Genomic DNA, 16,138 nt, shown 5'->3' with positions numbered 1-16,138 from the left:
CGGGCATGCCGAATCAAAGGCGGTCGCTGACCCAGTCGGCGATGTAGTTCGCCGGAACGGACTCGTTGTCAGAGCCGGCGTGCGATGAGCCGCCCTCGACCGTGCTGAACAACTTCCAGTGGCGGTCGGGACTGTTCACGGCGTTCTCGTACTCCGGTGTCGCGAACTCCATCGGGATCTGTCGGTCGTCCTCGCCGTGGGTGACCAGGAAGGGGACCGTGATCTCCTCGACCACGCCCTCCAGGGTCATGCTCGGGGCGAAGGCCATGAACTCGTCCCGGCTCTCCTTGCCGAACACCCACTGGACGTGGTCCCAGTAGTGCGGCACCGGGTTCTCGCCCTCACGCTGGAGACGACGTTTCTGCAGTTCGCCCCAGTTGTAGTTGGCGCCCCAGACCGCACAGAGCTTGAAACGCTTCTCGAAGGCGGCCGCACGCGGTGCGTAGTAACCGCCGAGCGAGACACCGCTCATGCCGATGCGCTCCGCGTTCACATCGGGCCGGGTCTCCAGGTAGTCGATCGCGGCTCCCGCCCACCGCTCCGAGTCGTGGATGGCGTGCATGTCGCGCTCGCGGAGCGCGGCTCCCGTACCGGGCTGATCGACGCAGAGCGTCGCCACCCCACGGCGTGACAACTCGGTCGGCAGGCCGCTGGTGAAGAGCAACTCCTTCATGGAGTCCAGGCCGTTGCAGTAGACCATCACCGGCCAGCCACCCTCGGGGGGATTCCCTTCGGGCCAGGTGAAGATCGCGGGGAAGGAGGCGTCCTCATAGGGAATCTCGACGTACTCGGCCCGGTACCGGTTGTGCTCGATCGCTGCCTTCATCGCCTCAACGGACTTCCGGTACGCCTCCTTGCGGGGGCCGAAGTCACGGCTCTGCATCCGCTCCGCGACGAAGTAGTAGACCGAGGCGCGGTGGTAGAGCGGGCCGGCGGAAAGCGGGTGCTGTGCGGCGACTTCCTTCTCAGCGCGTTCTGCGAGGGAGTCGGCGAAGTTCACCCAGGACCAGAAGAGCTTCTCGGTGCCGGCGTCGTCTCCCTCTTTGGCGATGTCGGCCAGGGGCGCGCTGATCTGGTCGACCTCGCCGATCTGACCGCCACAGTTCATGGCGATGCTGACCGACAGGCTCCACACGTAATTGGTGGGAAAGTAGCGGAACATTTCAGACCTCCGGCGCCTTGATCACGTGTCGGTTGAACGGGCCTTGGCCGGCCACGATCGCCCGACCGGGCATCGCTGTTGACGATCCCGACCGGGATGAGCTCGTTCTGCGTGCTCTTCTCGAACTCGTCGAAGCAGAACGTCGCTGGGCGCAGCGAACGTCCGCGTCTTGTACTCACAGGACGTCATCGCCCATCTCGTTGTCAGAGCGGGGGCGCGACAAAGACGCCACGGTCCGGATCGTTGAACTGCTGCTTGGAGACGAACTCGTTCATCGGGTTCGCCGTGCCCCACTGATCGCTGTAGTCGGCATTGGTGGTGATGTCGTAGACGGAGGGGTGCCACTTGTCCCAGTCGACCTCCTCGAGCTCGGTGGTGATCTCGACGCAGTTGCCCACTCGGTCGAAGAAGTAGGAAAAGGTGTTGTCCCCCGCTTTGTGGCGGCCGGGCCCCCAGATCATCTGCGTGCCCTGGCGCAGCAGGCGCCCAGTGCCCCGCATGAACTCGTCAAGGCCGCGGAGCTCGAAGGAGATGTGGTTGATCGCCGTGTGCGGCCCGCGTGCGATGGCCAGGGAGTGGTGCCAGTCGTTGCACCGCATGAACCACATGAAGCCGCCGCGCGCGCCGAGGCAGAGTGTGTCGGACAGCTTGAAGCCGAGGTGCTTGACGTACCAGTCGACCGTGGCTTCGGGATTGTTCGAGTTGATCACGAAGTGCGAAAGCCGGACCGGAACCAGCTCACGCTCCTCGATGCTGCGGAACTCCCGCGTGGCGACGTCGGCGGACACCTCGACGACCCGGCCGTCGCAGTCGAAGAACCGGAAGCCGTAGCCCCCGCCGGGAGTGTCCACACGGGTCGGCTCGTGGATGATCTGGACGCCGTCCGCACGAAGCTGGTTGCAGAGCGTGTCCACGTCGGCCGCGTTCGCCGCACCGAAGGCGACCAGATCCATGCGCTTCTGGTCGTCCTTGCGCAGCCGCACGATGTAATTCTCAGGAGAGCCCTCGGCGGCGAGGAAGTGCACACCGGTGTCGGACTCGACGTGGGTCAAGCCCCACGTGTCCCGGTAGAAGGCGAGCTGGCGGTCGAGATCGGGCATCGCGATCCCCACATGCCGCAGATGAGTGATGAGTGGTTTGACCACGTGATTCTCCTTTGAATCCAGCGCGCCCGAGTCTCGACGTCGCCTGTCCCGGGCGCCGCAACCATGTCCAGAAAGATATGTCACTATTTGAACATTCACAATCAATCTCCACCGATAGTTGGGATTGATCTCAGTGATGTATCGTCCCGGCATGGATCTGCGCCGCATCGACCTCAACCTGCTGGTGGCGTTCGACACGCTGATGACTGAACGCAGTGTGACCCGGGCCGCTGAGCGACTCTCGATCGGGCAATCGGCGATGAGTTCAACACTCGCGCGACTCCGGAAGGCCCTGAACGACCCGGTGATGGTGCGGGATGGTCGCGGCCTGGTGCCGACGCCGTTCGCGGAAGTGCTCGCGCCCCGCGTACGCGACATCCTCGTCGAGATCAACGACGTGCTCTCGTTGCGCGAGACCTTCAACCCCGGAACGGCCAAGCGGACCTTCACCATCATGGCCGACGACTACATCACCGTGACTTTCCTGCGGCCGCTCGTCAGTCGGCTCGCTCACGAGGCACCGGGGGTTCGGTTGCTCTTGCGTCCGACCAGTGACGATCCCGCCGATCAGCTCCGCCGCGAGAACGTCGACCTGCTACTGATCCCGCGAGAGGTCCTTCAGCACCAAAGCCGTGACTTCCTGACCCAGGTGTTGTTCAAAGACAGGCTCGTGCTCGCGGTCGATCGTGATCACCCAGACGTCGCTGACAGCATCACTCGGGAGCAGTTCAGTGCGCTGCCGTATCTTGCCACCTCCTCGGCGAACGCTCGGTCGCTGGCCGAGAGTCAGCTCGACTTCCTGGGCATCCCGCACAACGTGACGATCACAGCCGGATCCTTGCTGGCGCCCTTCCTCCTCAAGGGAACCCGCCTCGTCACACTCGTGGTCGACTCTTTGGGGCGGCAGGTCGCCGAACCGGCCGGCATCCGCCTCCTCGAGCCGCCACCGCCCCAGATGCAACCGATCACCCAGATCATGGCTTGGACGAAACGCACCGAACAGGACTCTGGGCACCGCTGGCTCCGGCAGTGCCTGCTTGACCTCGCCCCCGAAACCTCGTCCTGAGCTTCCCGGGATCGGCGCCCGTCTGCCCCCCCCGCGCCGATCAGTCAGGGGACGGGCAGTCGCACACGGCTGGAAGGAGGGACAGTTGTGTGATTGCAGCGCGTTCTCGACGGCCTTTGGCCAGCTGTCGTCTGTGGTGGTCGACGAGGATGCCGGGAGATGCGAGTGCTGCCGGCGGGCCGGACGAGGTCTACCAGGGCCTCGCCGCCGCAGCGACACCTGCATCTGGCGGCATCGGTGTCGGCACGTCCCGCATAGGCTCGTCGGCCACGGTACATACACGGATCACCTCGCCGGTTTCACTACATTAGTTACATGTCGAGATATGCATGTTGAGCAAGACAGGATCGTTGCAGCGTCGGCCGTTGGCGGGTTCTTCGCAGCTCCGCCTGATCCGGGGGCCGCAGGACGGGCGGCCAAGGCATGTTTCGGGCTGCGCCTGGCCGGAGGAGCGGGCCGGCGACGGCGGACGCCGCGCAAGCGTTTGCGCCCTGTGCCGGCCTGGCCCTCGACCATAGGGAATTCGTGCACGTCAACCGGCACTCTCGCACAGCACGGCACCTGTACGAGTCCGGATCATCAGGCCAATCATCGAGCCCCACCTTCGTGCGCCGTCCTGCGGATACCGTGTGCGCGGCTTGCTCTGGCGTCGACTGACCGCCGCGGTGGTTTCTCCGGTGCGCGTCCAGCGTCTTGCGTCTGGAGTGAAGGGCTTCGAATCGTGTAACGTCGAACATGTGTCTCTCCGATACACGATACTCGGCTCGCTCTCAACCGCCCCCTCGTCGGGCTATGACCTCGCCCGCCAGTTCGGCCTGGGACTGGGCTGGTTCTGGTCGGCGTCGCACAGTCAGATCTACCCGGAGCTGAAGCGCCTAGAGGAGGCCGGCTTGATCGCCGGCTCGCTGACCACCGTCGGCGAGAAGCTCGAGAAGCGGATCTATTCGATCACTGATGAGGGGCTCAAGGCTTTGGTCTCATGGGTGACCGGCGGGCCGGACTACCGCCCGAACCGCGATCCCGAGCGCATCCAGTTGATCTTCTCCGACCTGGCGTCGGTAGCGGTGGTCAAACGCCACCTGCGGGCGCATCTCGACCACTATGTGCAGCTCCGGGACCGTGTTCGGGCGGTTCGGGAGGCGATTTCGGCTGGTTCCCACGAGCGGGTACAGAAGAGGCTCGAAGGCAGGTCGCCGCGCCAGCAGGAGCTGACCATCCTTCTTCGGGAGTTCGCCTACGACGGCGATGTCGAGCGGGCCGAGCTCGAGATCGCTTGGGCTCAACGCGCCCTCAGGGCTCTCGACGAGTACGAGCGACGGTACGGAGACGACGTCGAGCCGGCAATGGATGCGGCATCCGCACGGGTTGCACGAGCCTGACCCCGCCTGAGCAAGATAGGCAGGCGGGTTCAGGGTCGGCTGCATCCGTCACCCCGCATCAGGCGACTGCCGAGGTCACCGCTGGTTCCTTGGGCACTGGAGGGGTCGCACTTGACGCACGGTCTTGGCCGGTCGTTTTCGGTCTTCGGCACATGGTTCGGCGGACGGGCGAGACCCAGGTGTGCGAACGCGGTCATCCGACGGCGTTGCCGCCGATCAGCACGAACGCGACGAGGCATGGCTCGTTGGAGCGGTTGGACCACGCGTGGTTGGTTCCTCGTTGGACGAGAACGTCACCGGCGGACAGCTTCGTCTCCTGGGCGTCGAGCATCGCCCAGATCTCGCCGCTGAGAACGATGCAGTAGTCGATGGAGTCCGTGGCATGGATCTGCCGGCGAGCCATTTCCTCCCCCTCGGGGCCCGGCGCGCGCCAGAGGGAGTCAGGCGGGAACTCCACGGTACGGAACACCGAACCGTGCTGCGGGGGTGTTACCGGCAGGGGTTCGGACGGAAGGTCGACCGCCGGCTGGCTGTTGTCGGCCGGAGTCTCGGTCGTGCGCCAGAGTTGGGTGACGACGAACTGGTCGCTGCCGGCCTGGCAACTGGTGTGCGGACTGATGCCGTCGATCACCACCACAGACTCTCCTGCGCCGTTGGTCCCGGTCACGACCCGCCTGATCTTGCGGGTGGTCGAGGCCGGCGTGAGGTCCAGAGAGGCGACGAGATTCTCTGCCATGAGCTCTCCTGTTCGGGATGATCGGTGTTCTGATGGGTTTGACGGGATGCTCTGGGAGGGGGCTGGCGGTGCCGGCGCGGGCCCCCTGCACCGTATTGCTCAGCGGCATCTCGCTTGTGCGAGCAGGCATCGCGGCTCAGGAGCACCTCATAGGCCGGCTCATGTCTTCGGTTCCCGGGGTCTGCCGGCTGCTCGGCTCAGGCCGGCCCCGAGCTGGACTCCTGAGGGCCGGGCACCGTGGGGACGACCGGCAAGAGCAGGTGGGAGGGGTACTGGGTGTTGTGGAAGACGTGGTGCAAGGTCGTCTTCGAGCTGCAGATGTGATACGGCACGTACTCCACATCGGTGGCACCCGCGACCCCGGTCGGGCGGTCCATGCTCGTGATTTCGACGCAGATGCGGTGACCGGCTCGGAAGAGGTTCGCGGTCGCGAGGATCTCGATGTCGTACTCGACGACCTCACCGGGGACCACCGGCTGGGCCGCGTCCCGAGTGAGCTTGTGAAACGGCTTCCAGGGTGTGCTCCGCTCGGCGTCCAGCGCCCGGTTCGTCGCCTTCAGCCACCCGCGGGTCAGCTCCCGCTCGGGCAGGCCCTGGGGAATGTCGAACTCGCCCTCTCGAGCCGTGCGCACCGACGGGTCCGGCCCCACGTCCTTGAGGACGATGATCCAGTTGGTGTCCTCCTGATCGATCGCCGCCCACAGCTTGAGCTTTGACGGGCCGGCGATCAGCACGTCGTGGGGGAGTGGGTCGGTCATGAAGCGAAGCTTCGCCACGTCGCGCGTGTGGGTCAGCGGCATCTGAACGAACGAGTCAGGGGGGATCAGGTCGTCGGCCGAGCCCGGGGTGAACTCCTGGCTGCGCAACCGTTCCCAGCTGGTGAGGTACAGCTTGGTCCACTCGGTCTCGGGCAGTGGCCAGTCGGTGCCGGTGCGCCATTCGTTGGCGCCGCTGACCCAGTACCTGACCGGCGGTTCGTCCAGGATGCCGGTATCGATGCCCTTGAGCCAGTGGTCGTACCACCGCACGATCTCGTGGTGCAGGCCGTGGAAGGGACGCTCAAGGTGCGCGTGTCCGAGGAAGAGGAGCTTCTTCGGGATGTCCTTCAGGTGCCGCCAGTAGCTCTGGGCGCCTTGCAGGTGCGTCTTGTAGGTGTAGCCGTACCAGCCGGCGCCGGTGTAGACGGGAATCTTGATGGTGTCGAACTCCGCCTCGCTGCGTTCGACGGTGCCGGGCTCCTCGAAGGGGTTGATCAGGGTTTCGAAGATGGCCGGCATGTGCTGGCCCTTCATGCTCAGCACGTTGAGGATGTGGCCGTACATCCGGTAGTCCGGATTTGCCATCGCCGTCCGCCACAGGGCGTCCCGGGCCGGCGGAAGCTGCGTGGGCGCGCCCTTGTTCTGGTGGAAGACGCCGAAGTGCCCGACCAGGTAACGGAACAGGCTGAGCACGCCACCGGGGTGCTCCTCGCGGAAACCGCCCAGCGTTCCGTAGGCGCCGCGGGGGTCGTAGGGAAAGATTGCTTTGAGGCTGGGCGGGTTCTGCCGAGCGACGTGCATCTGTTCGGCGCCGAAACCGGAGATACCGACCATGCCGACGTTGCCGTCGCACCAGGGTTGGGCGGCGATCCACTCGATCAGATCGTAGGAGTCGAACTCACGCGAGCCGCCACCCCCGGATTTTCCGACGCCGCGCGGCATCCCGACCACGTGGACGTACCCGCGCGAGGTGAGAAAGCGGGTGTCGCCGGCTTCGGTCGGCCCCATCCAGAGCGGGGACCAGGCGGGCTGGGGCGGAAGGCTGGTCGCTTCCGGTGTGGCGAGCTCCTTGTTGTAGATGGAGAAGGCCAGCAGGGCCGGTAGCGGCTCGTCGGTCTCAGGCCGGTACACGTCGACGCACAGCCGAACGCCGTCACGCATGGTTACGTAAACATCGGTTTCGCTGACCAGGCCTGAGTGCGTCGCCTCTCGACGATGGCTGCCGGGAAGCTCCGGACTCGGGACGAGTTCGCTCATCGACTTGCTCTCCTTGTGGGCATCTCGGCTCGTGGCGTCTCCAAGCCGTGGCGGATCCATGAGTGCTGGTGGCGGGACGGGGCGGACGTCAAGGCAATCATGGCAGTATTTACATGTCAATGTCGTATGCAAGGTTCGTGGTCTCATGGCAGGCGCGCAGATCTCAGGAGCAGACATGTATGTTATGACACTAAAGCATTGACATGATGGCGGTGGCGCCGTAGCGTTCCACTGCCCCACGCATCCGTATGTTGATGCGACGAACGGAGAGGGAGCGCGAGCGCGGCATGCCGGGCCTCTGTCCGCAGGTATTTCCTTACTGCGGCGCGCTGTCGGCATAACCCGGCGACATCACGACCCGCCCGCCAACGTCGGAGATGTCGTCGAAGGCCGGACCCCGTGGCGGTTGGCGCAGCGCCACGTCCTGACCCAGGTCGTCCGCCACGCCCGACCCCATCGGCACATTCCGTGAAGTCCCGGCGGAACGTTCGAAGCGGAACGTTCGAAGACCAGCAGAAAGGCCAACCGTGAGCTCGATGTACCCGGCCGGCGATCCCCGCGCCGCGCTGACCAGCGCTCAGGCGGTCCCGGCAGCACCGCGGTCGAGGGCTCGGGCCGCCACTGTGCTTGATCTCGTCGCCGAGAAACCGGACGCAGAGCTGCCGCTGGGCGGCCGGACCTGGGTCGTGCGCGGCCAGAACTTCGTTGTCGCCCTCACCGATGTGCGGGCGGGTGAACGGCTCGCGGTGGAAGGAGGCGATGACGAACACATCGTCGTGGTGTGCGCCGGAACCGTCTCGGTCAGTCACGCCGGTCACGACACCGACGACGAGACCGTCCACGCCGCAGCCTCAACGGTCGTCATCGTCCCGCCGGGCGACAGCACCCTGACGGCCCACACCGACGGGAGGGTGGTCCGGATTTTTGCGGCCGGCCGCGCAGGACTGGCTGCCGCGGCACGCAACGCCGACGACTACCGAGCCGCGAATCCGTTGGTGGCGCTCCCGGGCACACCGGGCAGACCTCTGTCCGAGCGCATGCGCGTCCACAGATTGGACGACGTCGAACCTGAGCCGGGTCGTCTCGGGCGAATACTGCGGTCCTCGTCGCTGATGATCAACTGGTTCCCGGACGAGCATCAGCCCCGCGACCCCGACCGTCTCTCACCCCACTGGCACGATGACTTCGAACAGTGCTCGGTCACCCTCGCCGGAACGTACGTGCACCACCTGCGCACCACATGGACGTCGCGGTTGGCCGACTGGCGGCCAGATGAACACATCCAAGTGGAAAGCCCATCGATCACCGTCATTCCCCCGCCGCTCATCCACACGACCCAGGCCGTCGGGGACGGGCTGCACCAGCTGCTCGACATCTTCGCGCCACCGCGCCGTGACTTCCTCGACCAGGGCTGGGTCCTCAACGCGGCGGACTACGCCGCTGCCGACGACGTGCCCGCGGACGACACCCAGAAGCGCCCACCGGCATGAACACTGCCCGCAACAGGACCACACCCCTCATCGGTACCTGGGTGAAACTGCCCGCCGTCGAGGTCGTCGAGCTCCTGGCCACGGCCGGCCTGGACTTCGTGATCATCGACCTCGAACATGCGACGCTCAACATCGAGACCGTCTCCCAGATGGTCGGGTCGGCCCGAGCATCTGGGCTGCGACCGTTCGTGCGTGTCCCTGAAGCGACCGCCGCCCACGTCCAACCGGTGTTGGACGCGGGAGCAGCCGGCGTCGTCGTGCCCCGCGTCGAGGACGTCGCAGGCGCGCAGGCTGCCGTCCAGGCCGTCAGGTTCCCGCCAGTGGGGCGTCGTGGGGCGAGCCCGTCCGGGCGGGCCGGCTCGTGGGGGACCGCCGGGCTGGCTGATTACCTCCGAGGCGGCGACCAGATCACACTCATCGCTCAGGTCGAGAGCGGCGCCGCGCTCGCAGCCATCGATTCCATCGCGGCGGTGCCCGGCATCGACATGATCTTCATAGGTGAAGTGGATCTCGCCGTGTCCAGTGGCGGCGGTCTCGACGATCCCGGCCTGCGCCGCGGGATCGAGAGCGCCGAAGCCATCTGCCGTGACAAGGGGATCGCGCTCGGCGGAGCCGCATACAGCGGCGCCGACGCAGCGGACCGCCTCACCCGCGGATACAGCCTGATCACGATCAGCACCGATCTCAGTTTCCTGCGCGCCGGCGCCACAGCCGCGGCCGCGGCCGTGCGCGGCACCGGGCACTCAACCGAGACACCTGCCCCGGCTCAGGACAAACACGAGACGCACGTGCCGTATCCAGCAGCCGGCGACGCTCGCACCAGCGGCGCGGCCGCGCCGGCGGTCTCGATGCGCGTGGTCCGCGACGAGTTGATGGCGTTGGTGACTGCGGTGTGGTACGAAATCGACGCCACCGATGGTTCTGGCGTGTCGAGGTACTTCACCGGCGACGCGACCCTGACGATCTCCCGCGCGACCGTGACGGGAACGACGGAGATCGACAACCTCTATGCCAACCGCAGTGCCCGCGGCCCGCGGGTCTCTCGGCACTGCGTCACCAACCTGCATCTGCTCGATTTCGACGGCAACTCCGCTCGCGCGCTGTCCTCGCTGCTGCTGTTCGCAGAAGATGGCCGGGCGCCGCGACGGCGCACAAGCCCGGCTCTTGTCGCCGACGTCGAAGACACCTTTGTCCGCGTCGACGGCCGCTGGCTGATCCAAGCCCGCCACATCCAACCGCAGTTCATGCCCGAGGACGCCGCGCTTGCGGTGCCGACCGAGTAGCCGCGAACGGGAACACCGGAGGAACCGCCATGAGCGAACACCAAGTCGAGGAACTCGCGGACTCTGTCCGGACGGACCCGACCCCAGCGAGCTTCCCGCTGCGTACGCAAAAAGGCGAGCTGCCCATCGTGGACTCGATCCTCTACGCCGATCTGCTGCCGGCCGTGCCGGCGTTCGAGCTGTCGGCGGGTGAACGGCACTACCGCGAGCCATTCGTCGGGATCACCGAGAGCGGCACGCCGAGACAAGGCCTCTACACGCCCACCGACACCGGCCTGCGCCCCACCCTTGCTGTCGCTGCCGCGATGACCTACCTCAACGCGTTGCAGCCGCACGAGCGTCTGATCGGACAGCTGCCGATGGACTCGCCGGAGTGGAGGCTGTGGACCAACGCGGTGCCGACCTGGACACCGAAGGGCATGCGGTTGGAAAGGTTCAACGACGAGCGGCGCGCCCTCGCGCTTCGTGTCATCGAGGCGAGCCTGAGCCCCGAGGGCTACTCGTCCGTGCGGGCGGCCATGAAACTGAACGCGGCACTGGGTGAGCTTGTCGACGACTATCGCGACACCCTGACGGAGTTCAACTACTGGTTCACGGTGTTCGGGGAGCCGGACTCGGGTGCGCCGTGGGGCTGGCAGCTGATGGGGCACCATCTCGACCTGCACTGCGTCTTCGTCGACAGTCAAGTTGTCTTCGCACCGGTTTTCATCGGCGCCGAGCCCACGGTCGCCGTCGCGGGCCCGCACAAGGGTGTGCGAGCCCTGGATGACGAGACGCAGCGAGGACTGGAGTTCCGGCGAGCGCTCACGGCCGACCAGGAGCAGGAGTTCCTGCTCAGCGCCACCCTGTTGCCGGAGGACCTGCCTGCCGAGCTCGCCGGGCCGTGGAACGGCCGGCACGTCGGTGGTGCGGGGTGCGACAACCTCGTGCTACCGCCGGAGGGCATCAAAGTCAGCCGCTTGACGAAGGACCAGAAGGATCTGCTCGTCGACCTGCTGCGCGTCTACCTCGACCGGATGCCGCAGGTGCACGCCGCCGCCAAGCTGGACCAGGTCGTTGGGCACCTCGACGAAACTCATTTCGTCTGGCGTGGGGGACACGACGATGTCGCGCCGTTCTACTACCGCGTGCACTCGCCTGTTCTCCTGGTGGAGTACGACAACCACCCCGGTGTCTTCCTGGGCAACGAAGAAGCTGCCCGGTTCCACGTGCACACCATCGTCCGGGAGCCGAACGGCAACGACTACGCCATGAACCTGCTGGCCCAGCACTACGAGCATCACCACGGTGGCCGCATGGCGCACCACGAGCGCTGACCAGCACGGGCGGGGACTACCCGGCAAGTAGAAGCGTACGGAAAGGAAACGAGAGGGTGGCGACCGAGCGCGTCAGCCATGGTCTTCACGGGAAGGTCGCGGTCATCGAGATCGGTGACGGGACCCGGCGCAACGCGTTGGGCGCGCGGGACTGGCACGTTCTGGCGGGTCTCGTCGCATGGTTGCCGACCGAACCGGGCGTTGCTGCGATCGTCGTGCGAGGCCGAGGTGACACCTTCAGCGCCGGTTCGGACATGAACGACTGGGTGGACGCGAGTTTCGAAGAGGTCGAGCAGACCTTCAGAGACATGGAGACCTGTTTCCAGGCGATCGAGCGGTCCTCGGTGCCCGTGATCGCGGCCGTCGAGGACATGGCGGCGGGGGCGGGATGTCAGCTGGCGCTGGCGTGCGACCTCGTCGTCCTGTCCGAGGCGGCGCGCATCGGAATGCCTGTGGCCCGGTTCGGGATTCAAGCGTCGGAGGCATTCGTCGCAAGGGTCTCTCGTCGGGCAGGGAAGGCGATGGCGGCGGACCTCTACCTGACCGGCCGTCTGCTGACCGCCGAAGAGGCGGTCAACGTTGGGCTCGTGACGCGTGTCGTGCCGGCCGGGACGGCGTTCGCGACGGCGACGACGATCGCCACCCAGATCGCCGCCGCACCAGCGGGTGCGATCTCGGCGGCGAAGAGCGCGCTGAGTCAGGTCGAGCCGGCACGTGTAGCCGCTGGAGCTGATGCGACGACTGCCGGACCCACGGTGGCCTACAACGACTTCGTCGAGGCGATTCGCGACTTCCTCTTGAGCCGGCGGCCGACGTGACGACTCGCGTGCCTGTGCAGCCTGGATCGGCCTCGAGATGAACCTGTGGGACGGGATTCTCCGCCTTCGGGATCAGGCCCACCTGGTCCGCTTGTGCGGAGCGTGGCGCGGCCGGACCGCGGAGCCGGCGTGAAGAGCGAAGTCAAGAGGAGGAGATGATGAACAAGGTTGTGGGGTCGGCTGACGATGCCGTGGCGGACATCCCGGACGGGGCGACACTGGCCGTGGGCGGGTTCGGACTGTGCGGGATCCCCTCGGTGCTGATCCAGGCGGTGCTGGATGCGGGTACCAGGGGCCTTGAGTTGGTGTCGAACAACGGCGGCGTCGACGACTGGGGCCTGGGCAGGCTGCTGTCGGCGCGCCGGGTGCGCCGGGTGATCGCCTCCTACATCGGCGAGAACAAGGAGTTCGCCCGGCAGTATCTCGCCGGGGAGCTCGAGGTCGAACTGACTCCGCAGGGCACGCTGGCGGAGCGCATGCGTGCGGGAGGGTCGGGCATCGCTGCGTTCTACACGCGCACGGGCGTGGGGACGCAGGTCGCGGACGGCGGTCTGCCGTGGCGCTATGACGCGAGCGGCAACGTGGTCAAGCAGTCGCCGAGGAAGGCGGTGAGCGTCTTCGAGACCCGCGACGGAGACGTCGAGTTCGTTCTGGAGAAGGCCATTGTCGCGGACTTCGCGCTGGTACGGGCCTGGAAAGGCGACCGGCATGGCAACCTCGTCTACCGAAGCTCCGCACGGAATTTCAACCCGCCCGCCGCGATGTGCGGACACGTCACCATCGCTGAGGTCGAGGAGCTCGTGGAGCCCGGCGAGATCGACCCCGACCACGTGCACACCCCCGGGATTTTCGTGCAGCGGGTGGTGCCGCTGACGCCGGAGCAGGCCGCCGACAAGCGGATCGAGAAGAGGACCGTACTGGTTCGTTGACGGACTCACCGAGGTGGGACGGGACCTCCCTGCCGGCCCTTCATCTGCCGGTGTCCTGCAGCGCGGCCTCACCCTGTGGGCGCGTGGAGCGAGGCTGGGCCCCGAACCTGACTACTACGAGGAGCTGTACGGGTGGCGTGGACGCATGAACAGATGGCAGCGCGGGCAGCCGCGGAGCTACGTGACGGATCGTATGTGAACCTGGGCGTCGGCCTGCCGACGCTGGTACCGAACCACATTCCGGATGACGTCGAGGTGGTGTTGCAGTCGGAGAACGGAATCCTCGGGTTCGGTACGTACCCGTTCGAGGGCGACGAGGACCCCGACCTGATCAACGCGAGCAAGGAGACGGTGACCGTACGCCGCGGAGCGTCGTTCTTCGACTCCGCGACGTCGTTCGCGATGATCCGCGGAGGCAAGGTCGACGTCGCGATCCTGGGTGCGATGCAGGTCTCGGCGTCCGGTGACATCGCGAACTGGATGATTCCCGGGAAGATGATCAAGGGCATGGGTGGGGCGATGGACCTGGTACATGGTGCCGACCGAGTCGTCGTGCTGATGACACACCTTGCCAAGGACGGCTCCCAGAAGATCGTCCGTCAATGCTCGTTGCCGTACACCGGCCGCCGCGTCGTGCAGCGCGTCATCACGGACCTCTGCGTCCTCGATGTCACCCCGGACGGCCTGGAACTCGTCGAGCTGGCGCCGGACGTCACCGAGGACGAGCTCCGGAAGAAGACTGAGCCCGACCTGCTCCGCCGCTGACCCGCTTCACCGGCGGCGGGCACAGTGTCGGTCACCGGAGACGTTCACGCAACCCTGTCTGGGCCTCGGCCACCAGGTCCCCGAGCTGATCGACGTGATCTATGTACTGAGATGCCTTCATCACGAACGTGCCTATGCCCCGGCTGAAATGCGGAGCGGCCGCATCAAGCGCGGGGCCCAACGGTTTCGGGCCGCCGTCGTCGGGGAACGGCGTTTCCGCTCCCAACCACATGCACAGATCAATGTCCTCGAGACGTCGCCCCTCTTGGGCAAGCGCCCACGAGAGGAGGTCGAGCTCTTCGTCTGTGGGAACTTTGCCGGGGAAGACGCCGTCGGCGTAGCGGACGGCTCGCCGTATCGCTCGCCGGTGCAGTCGCGACCCTCCGATCCACAGCAGTGGGCCGTCAGGTCGCCAGGGCTTGGGTTCGAAGTAGACGTCGCGGAATTCGTAGTGGGTGCCGCGGTGATTGAGGACGTCGTCGCGCCAGGCACCGCGCCAGACCTCAAGCTGCTCGTCGAGGATCTCACCGCGCTTCTCGAAGTCGACAGCTAGCGCCGCGTACTCCTCCCGCTGCCAGCTCGTTGAGGGCATGAAGACGAGACGCCCTTGGGAGATCAAGTCGAGCGTGGCCAACTGCTTGCCGAGGACGAGCGGATGGCGCAGTGGGCTGAGCAGGGCAACCGCATGCAGAACCAGGTGGGTCGTCACAGCGGCCATGGCGCTGAGCAGCTCAAGGCTGCTCGGGTGTGCATCGGCGGGGCGCTGGTTGCCGTTGCGAAAGAAGTCCCGAGGGTTGGCCGGCACACCGTTGCGTCCGGCATCGGGACCCATGACCACGTGCTCGCCGACAAGTACCCCGTGAGCTCCTGCCCGCTCGATCACGACACTCAGGTCGACCAGGGAACGTAGGTCGCGCGGTTGCGCCAAGGTCCACGACTCGCTGAGCATGACGACCAGCCTGGGCTCTGTGGGACGCGATATCCGTGTGTTCATGTCAGTGGAGGTACTCCCGCGCAGGTGGTTTCAGTGAAGGTGGGGCCGAATGGGCCGGTGCTCGCACGCCCGAGAGTCGCGAGAGACACGCGGATCGGGTAGGTCAGCGCCGCGCGCCAGATCGCGTGGGGACCCGGGACGACCGGAAGGAATTCGACCTCGGCCAGGGGTGTCGGCACGTCGGCGCTCAGATCCGTCAGGGGGACGAGGCCGGAATCGGTCACGACCGCGACAGTGGCCCCGTCGTCGCGGATGTGACTGGCGAGCTTCACGCTCAGGCTCCCTCGGCCGCACATGGATGGCGGCGTAGGGCCGAACCTATGGTGTCATAAATAACATGTCAACCTTGACGTCTGTGGTTCAGCAGGAGCATTCTTCGAGTCATGCAGACCCACGACGTTCTTGTTGTCGGCTTGGGACCGGTCGGTGCGATGGTCGTGAACACCGCGGGCCGGGTCGGAGTGCGCACGCTCGTCGTGGAGAACGCGACGGACGTCTGTCCGCTGCCGCGAGCGGTGCACTTCGACGCCCGGATCGGTCCGTAAACACGTGCGAACACGCCGCTGGACTACGACCTCGACGATCCGTGGATCTGCCGGCCTTGCGCCAGAAGCACCCCGGCCGACCGAGGAACTCGTCACCGAAACACGGGAAAGCGCCCGGGGGGACGGCGCGTTCCGGCCGCTAGGGGAATGGGCTGCTCACGTCGGCGAGCAGCTTCAGGCCCTCTGACCTACCGAGGAAGCAGATGATGAAGCAGCAACGGCGCAGCGTCCTGATCGTCGGCGGTGGTATCGGTGGGCTCACCGCGGCTGTCGCGCTGTGTCGGCGAGGGCATGCGGTCGAGGTCGTCGAACAGCAGCATGGCTGGCCAGCCGTCGGCTGGGGGCTGAGTCTGACGGGTCCGGCGCTGCGGGCGCTGGACACGATCGGCCTGGCGCAGCAATGCATAGACGCCGGCTATCCCATGCGGGGTATTCGCAACTGCGATACCGCCGGAAAGGTCCTGCACGAGATCGAGCCCCCTTCCCTGCTCGGGC

General features: G+C 66.3%; 17 protein-coding genes. 10 read left to right on the top strand and 7 right to left on the bottom strand.

The window, feature by feature from the left end; all coding sequences use genetic code 11:
• Window positions 1-13 precede the first annotated feature (13 nt).
• On the bottom strand, window positions 14-1,162 hold the full coding sequence (locus tag ACFZDK_RS48650; protein ID WP_390983802.1) for an alpha/beta fold hydrolase: 1,149 nt from the start codon (window positions 1,160-1,162) through the stop codon (window positions 14-16).
• 203 nt (window positions 1,163-1,365) lie between these two features.
• Entirely contained in the window at window positions 1,366-2,307 is a 942-nt protein-coding gene (locus ACFZDK_RS48645) for a VOC family protein (protein ID WP_390983800.1), read from the bottom strand.
• A 151-nt stretch (window positions 2,308-2,458) separates the two neighbouring features.
• On the opposite strand from ACFZDK_RS48645, the gene ACFZDK_RS48640 reads away from it, so the two are divergent.
• On the top strand, window positions 2,459-3,373 hold the full coding sequence (locus ACFZDK_RS48640) for a LysR substrate-binding domain-containing protein (RefSeq protein WP_390983798.1): 915 nt from the start codon (window positions 2,459-2,461) through the stop codon (window positions 3,371-3,373).
• 629 nt (window positions 3,374-4,002) lie between these two features.
• Entirely contained in the window at window positions 4,003-4,752 is a 750-nt protein-coding gene (locus tag ACFZDK_RS48635; RefSeq protein WP_390034279.1) for a helix-turn-helix transcriptional regulator, read from the top strand.
• A gap of 193 nt (window positions 4,753-4,945) precedes the next feature.
• Here the strand turns inward: ACFZDK_RS48635 and ACFZDK_RS48630 are convergent, their stop codons facing one another.
• The 3 genes from ACFZDK_RS48630 to ACFZDK_RS48620 all read right to left on the bottom strand — a co-directional run bounded on the left by ACFZDK_RS48630 (window position 4,946) and on the right by ACFZDK_RS48620 (window position 7,948).
• The gene (locus ACFZDK_RS48630; protein ID WP_390034278.1) at window positions 4,946-5,488 is read right to left on the bottom strand and encodes a cupin domain-containing protein; all 543 of its coding nucleotides are present in this window, start codon (window positions 5,486-5,488) and stop codon (window positions 4,946-4,948) included.
• Window positions 5,489-5,685: 197 nt separating this feature from the next.
• Complete coding sequence (locus tag ACFZDK_RS48625) at window positions 5,686-7,635, bottom strand: CocE/NonD family hydrolase (protein ID WP_390983793.1); 1,950 nt, start codon at window positions 7,633-7,635, stop codon at window positions 5,686-5,688.
• 184 nt (window positions 7,636-7,819) lie between these two features.
• Window positions 7,820-7,948, bottom strand: a complete 129-nt coding sequence (locus ACFZDK_RS48620) for a hypothetical protein (RefSeq protein ID WP_390983790.1) — start codon at window positions 7,946-7,948, stop codon at window positions 7,820-7,822.
• Window positions 7,949-8,030: 82 nt separating this feature from the next.
• Between ACFZDK_RS48620 and ACFZDK_RS48615 the strand changes: the two genes are divergently transcribed.
• The 6 genes from ACFZDK_RS48615 (at window position 8,031) to ACFZDK_RS48590 (ending at window position 14,104) form a co-directional block, all read left to right on the top strand.
• Entirely contained in the window at window positions 8,031-8,993 is a 963-nt protein-coding gene (locus tag ACFZDK_RS48615; RefSeq protein WP_390983787.1) for a hypothetical protein, read from the top strand.
• Window positions 8,990-10,276, top strand: a complete 1,287-nt coding sequence (locus ACFZDK_RS48610) for an aldolase/citrate lyase family protein (protein WP_390983783.1) — start codon at window positions 8,990-8,992, stop codon at window positions 10,274-10,276. The genes ACFZDK_RS48615 and ACFZDK_RS48610 overlap by 4 nt, the downstream gene beginning before the upstream one ends.
• A 29-nt stretch (window positions 10,277-10,305) precedes the next feature.
• Window positions 10,306-11,592: a DUF3500 domain-containing protein gene (locus ACFZDK_RS48605; RefSeq protein WP_390983780.1), complete on the top strand. Its 1,287-nt coding sequence runs from the start codon at window positions 10,306-10,308 to the stop codon at window positions 11,590-11,592.
• A gap of 56 nt (window positions 11,593-11,648) precedes the next feature.
• Window positions 11,649-12,410 carry an enoyl-CoA hydratase-related protein gene (locus ACFZDK_RS48600; RefSeq protein ID WP_390983778.1) on the top strand — a complete coding sequence of 254 codons (762 nt, stop codon included), beginning with the start codon at window positions 11,649-11,651 and terminating at the stop codon, window positions 12,408-12,410.
• A gap of 158 nt (window positions 12,411-12,568) precedes the next feature.
• Window positions 12,569-13,339 carry a CoA transferase subunit A gene (locus ACFZDK_RS48595; protein WP_390035163.1) on the top strand — a complete coding sequence of 257 codons (771 nt, stop codon included), beginning with the start codon at window positions 12,569-12,571 and terminating at the stop codon, window positions 13,337-13,339.
• 132 nt (window positions 13,340-13,471) lie between these two features.
• On the top strand, window positions 13,472-14,104 hold the full coding sequence (locus tag ACFZDK_RS48590; protein ID WP_390034272.1) for a CoA transferase subunit B: 633 nt from the start codon (window positions 13,472-13,474) through the stop codon (window positions 14,102-14,104).
• A gap of 31 nt (window positions 14,105-14,135) precedes the next feature.
• Here the strand turns inward: ACFZDK_RS48590 and ACFZDK_RS48585 are convergent, their stop codons facing one another.
• Entirely contained in the window at window positions 14,136-15,053 is a 918-nt protein-coding gene (locus ACFZDK_RS48585; protein ID WP_390983774.1) for an LLM class flavin-dependent oxidoreductase, read from the bottom strand.
• A gap of 41 nt (window positions 15,054-15,094) precedes the next feature.
• Window positions 15,095-15,370, bottom strand: a complete 276-nt coding sequence (locus ACFZDK_RS48580; RefSeq protein ID WP_390983772.1) for a hypothetical protein — start codon at window positions 15,368-15,370, stop codon at window positions 15,095-15,097.
• Window positions 15,371-15,481: 111 nt separating this feature from the next.
• Here ACFZDK_RS48580 and ACFZDK_RS48575 point away from each other — a divergent pair, with 111 nt between their 5' ends.
• A complete protein-coding gene (locus ACFZDK_RS48575) occupies window positions 15,482-15,643 on the top strand; it encodes an FAD-dependent monooxygenase (protein WP_390034269.1) in 162 nt (53 codons plus the stop codon).
• Between the two features lie 203 nt (window positions 15,644-15,846).
• The coding region (locus ACFZDK_RS48570; protein WP_390983770.1) for an FAD-dependent monooxygenase at window positions 15,847-16,138 on the top strand (292 nt) is incomplete at its 3' end.

The organism is Streptomyces sp. NPDC007901, from assembly GCF_042959465.1.
GTDB lineage: Bacteria > Actinomycetota > Actinomycetes > Streptomycetales > Streptomycetaceae > Streptomyces.
The sequence above is the reverse complement of the archived record's forward strand: the minus strand, read 5'-3'. Positions and strand labels throughout refer to the sequence as shown.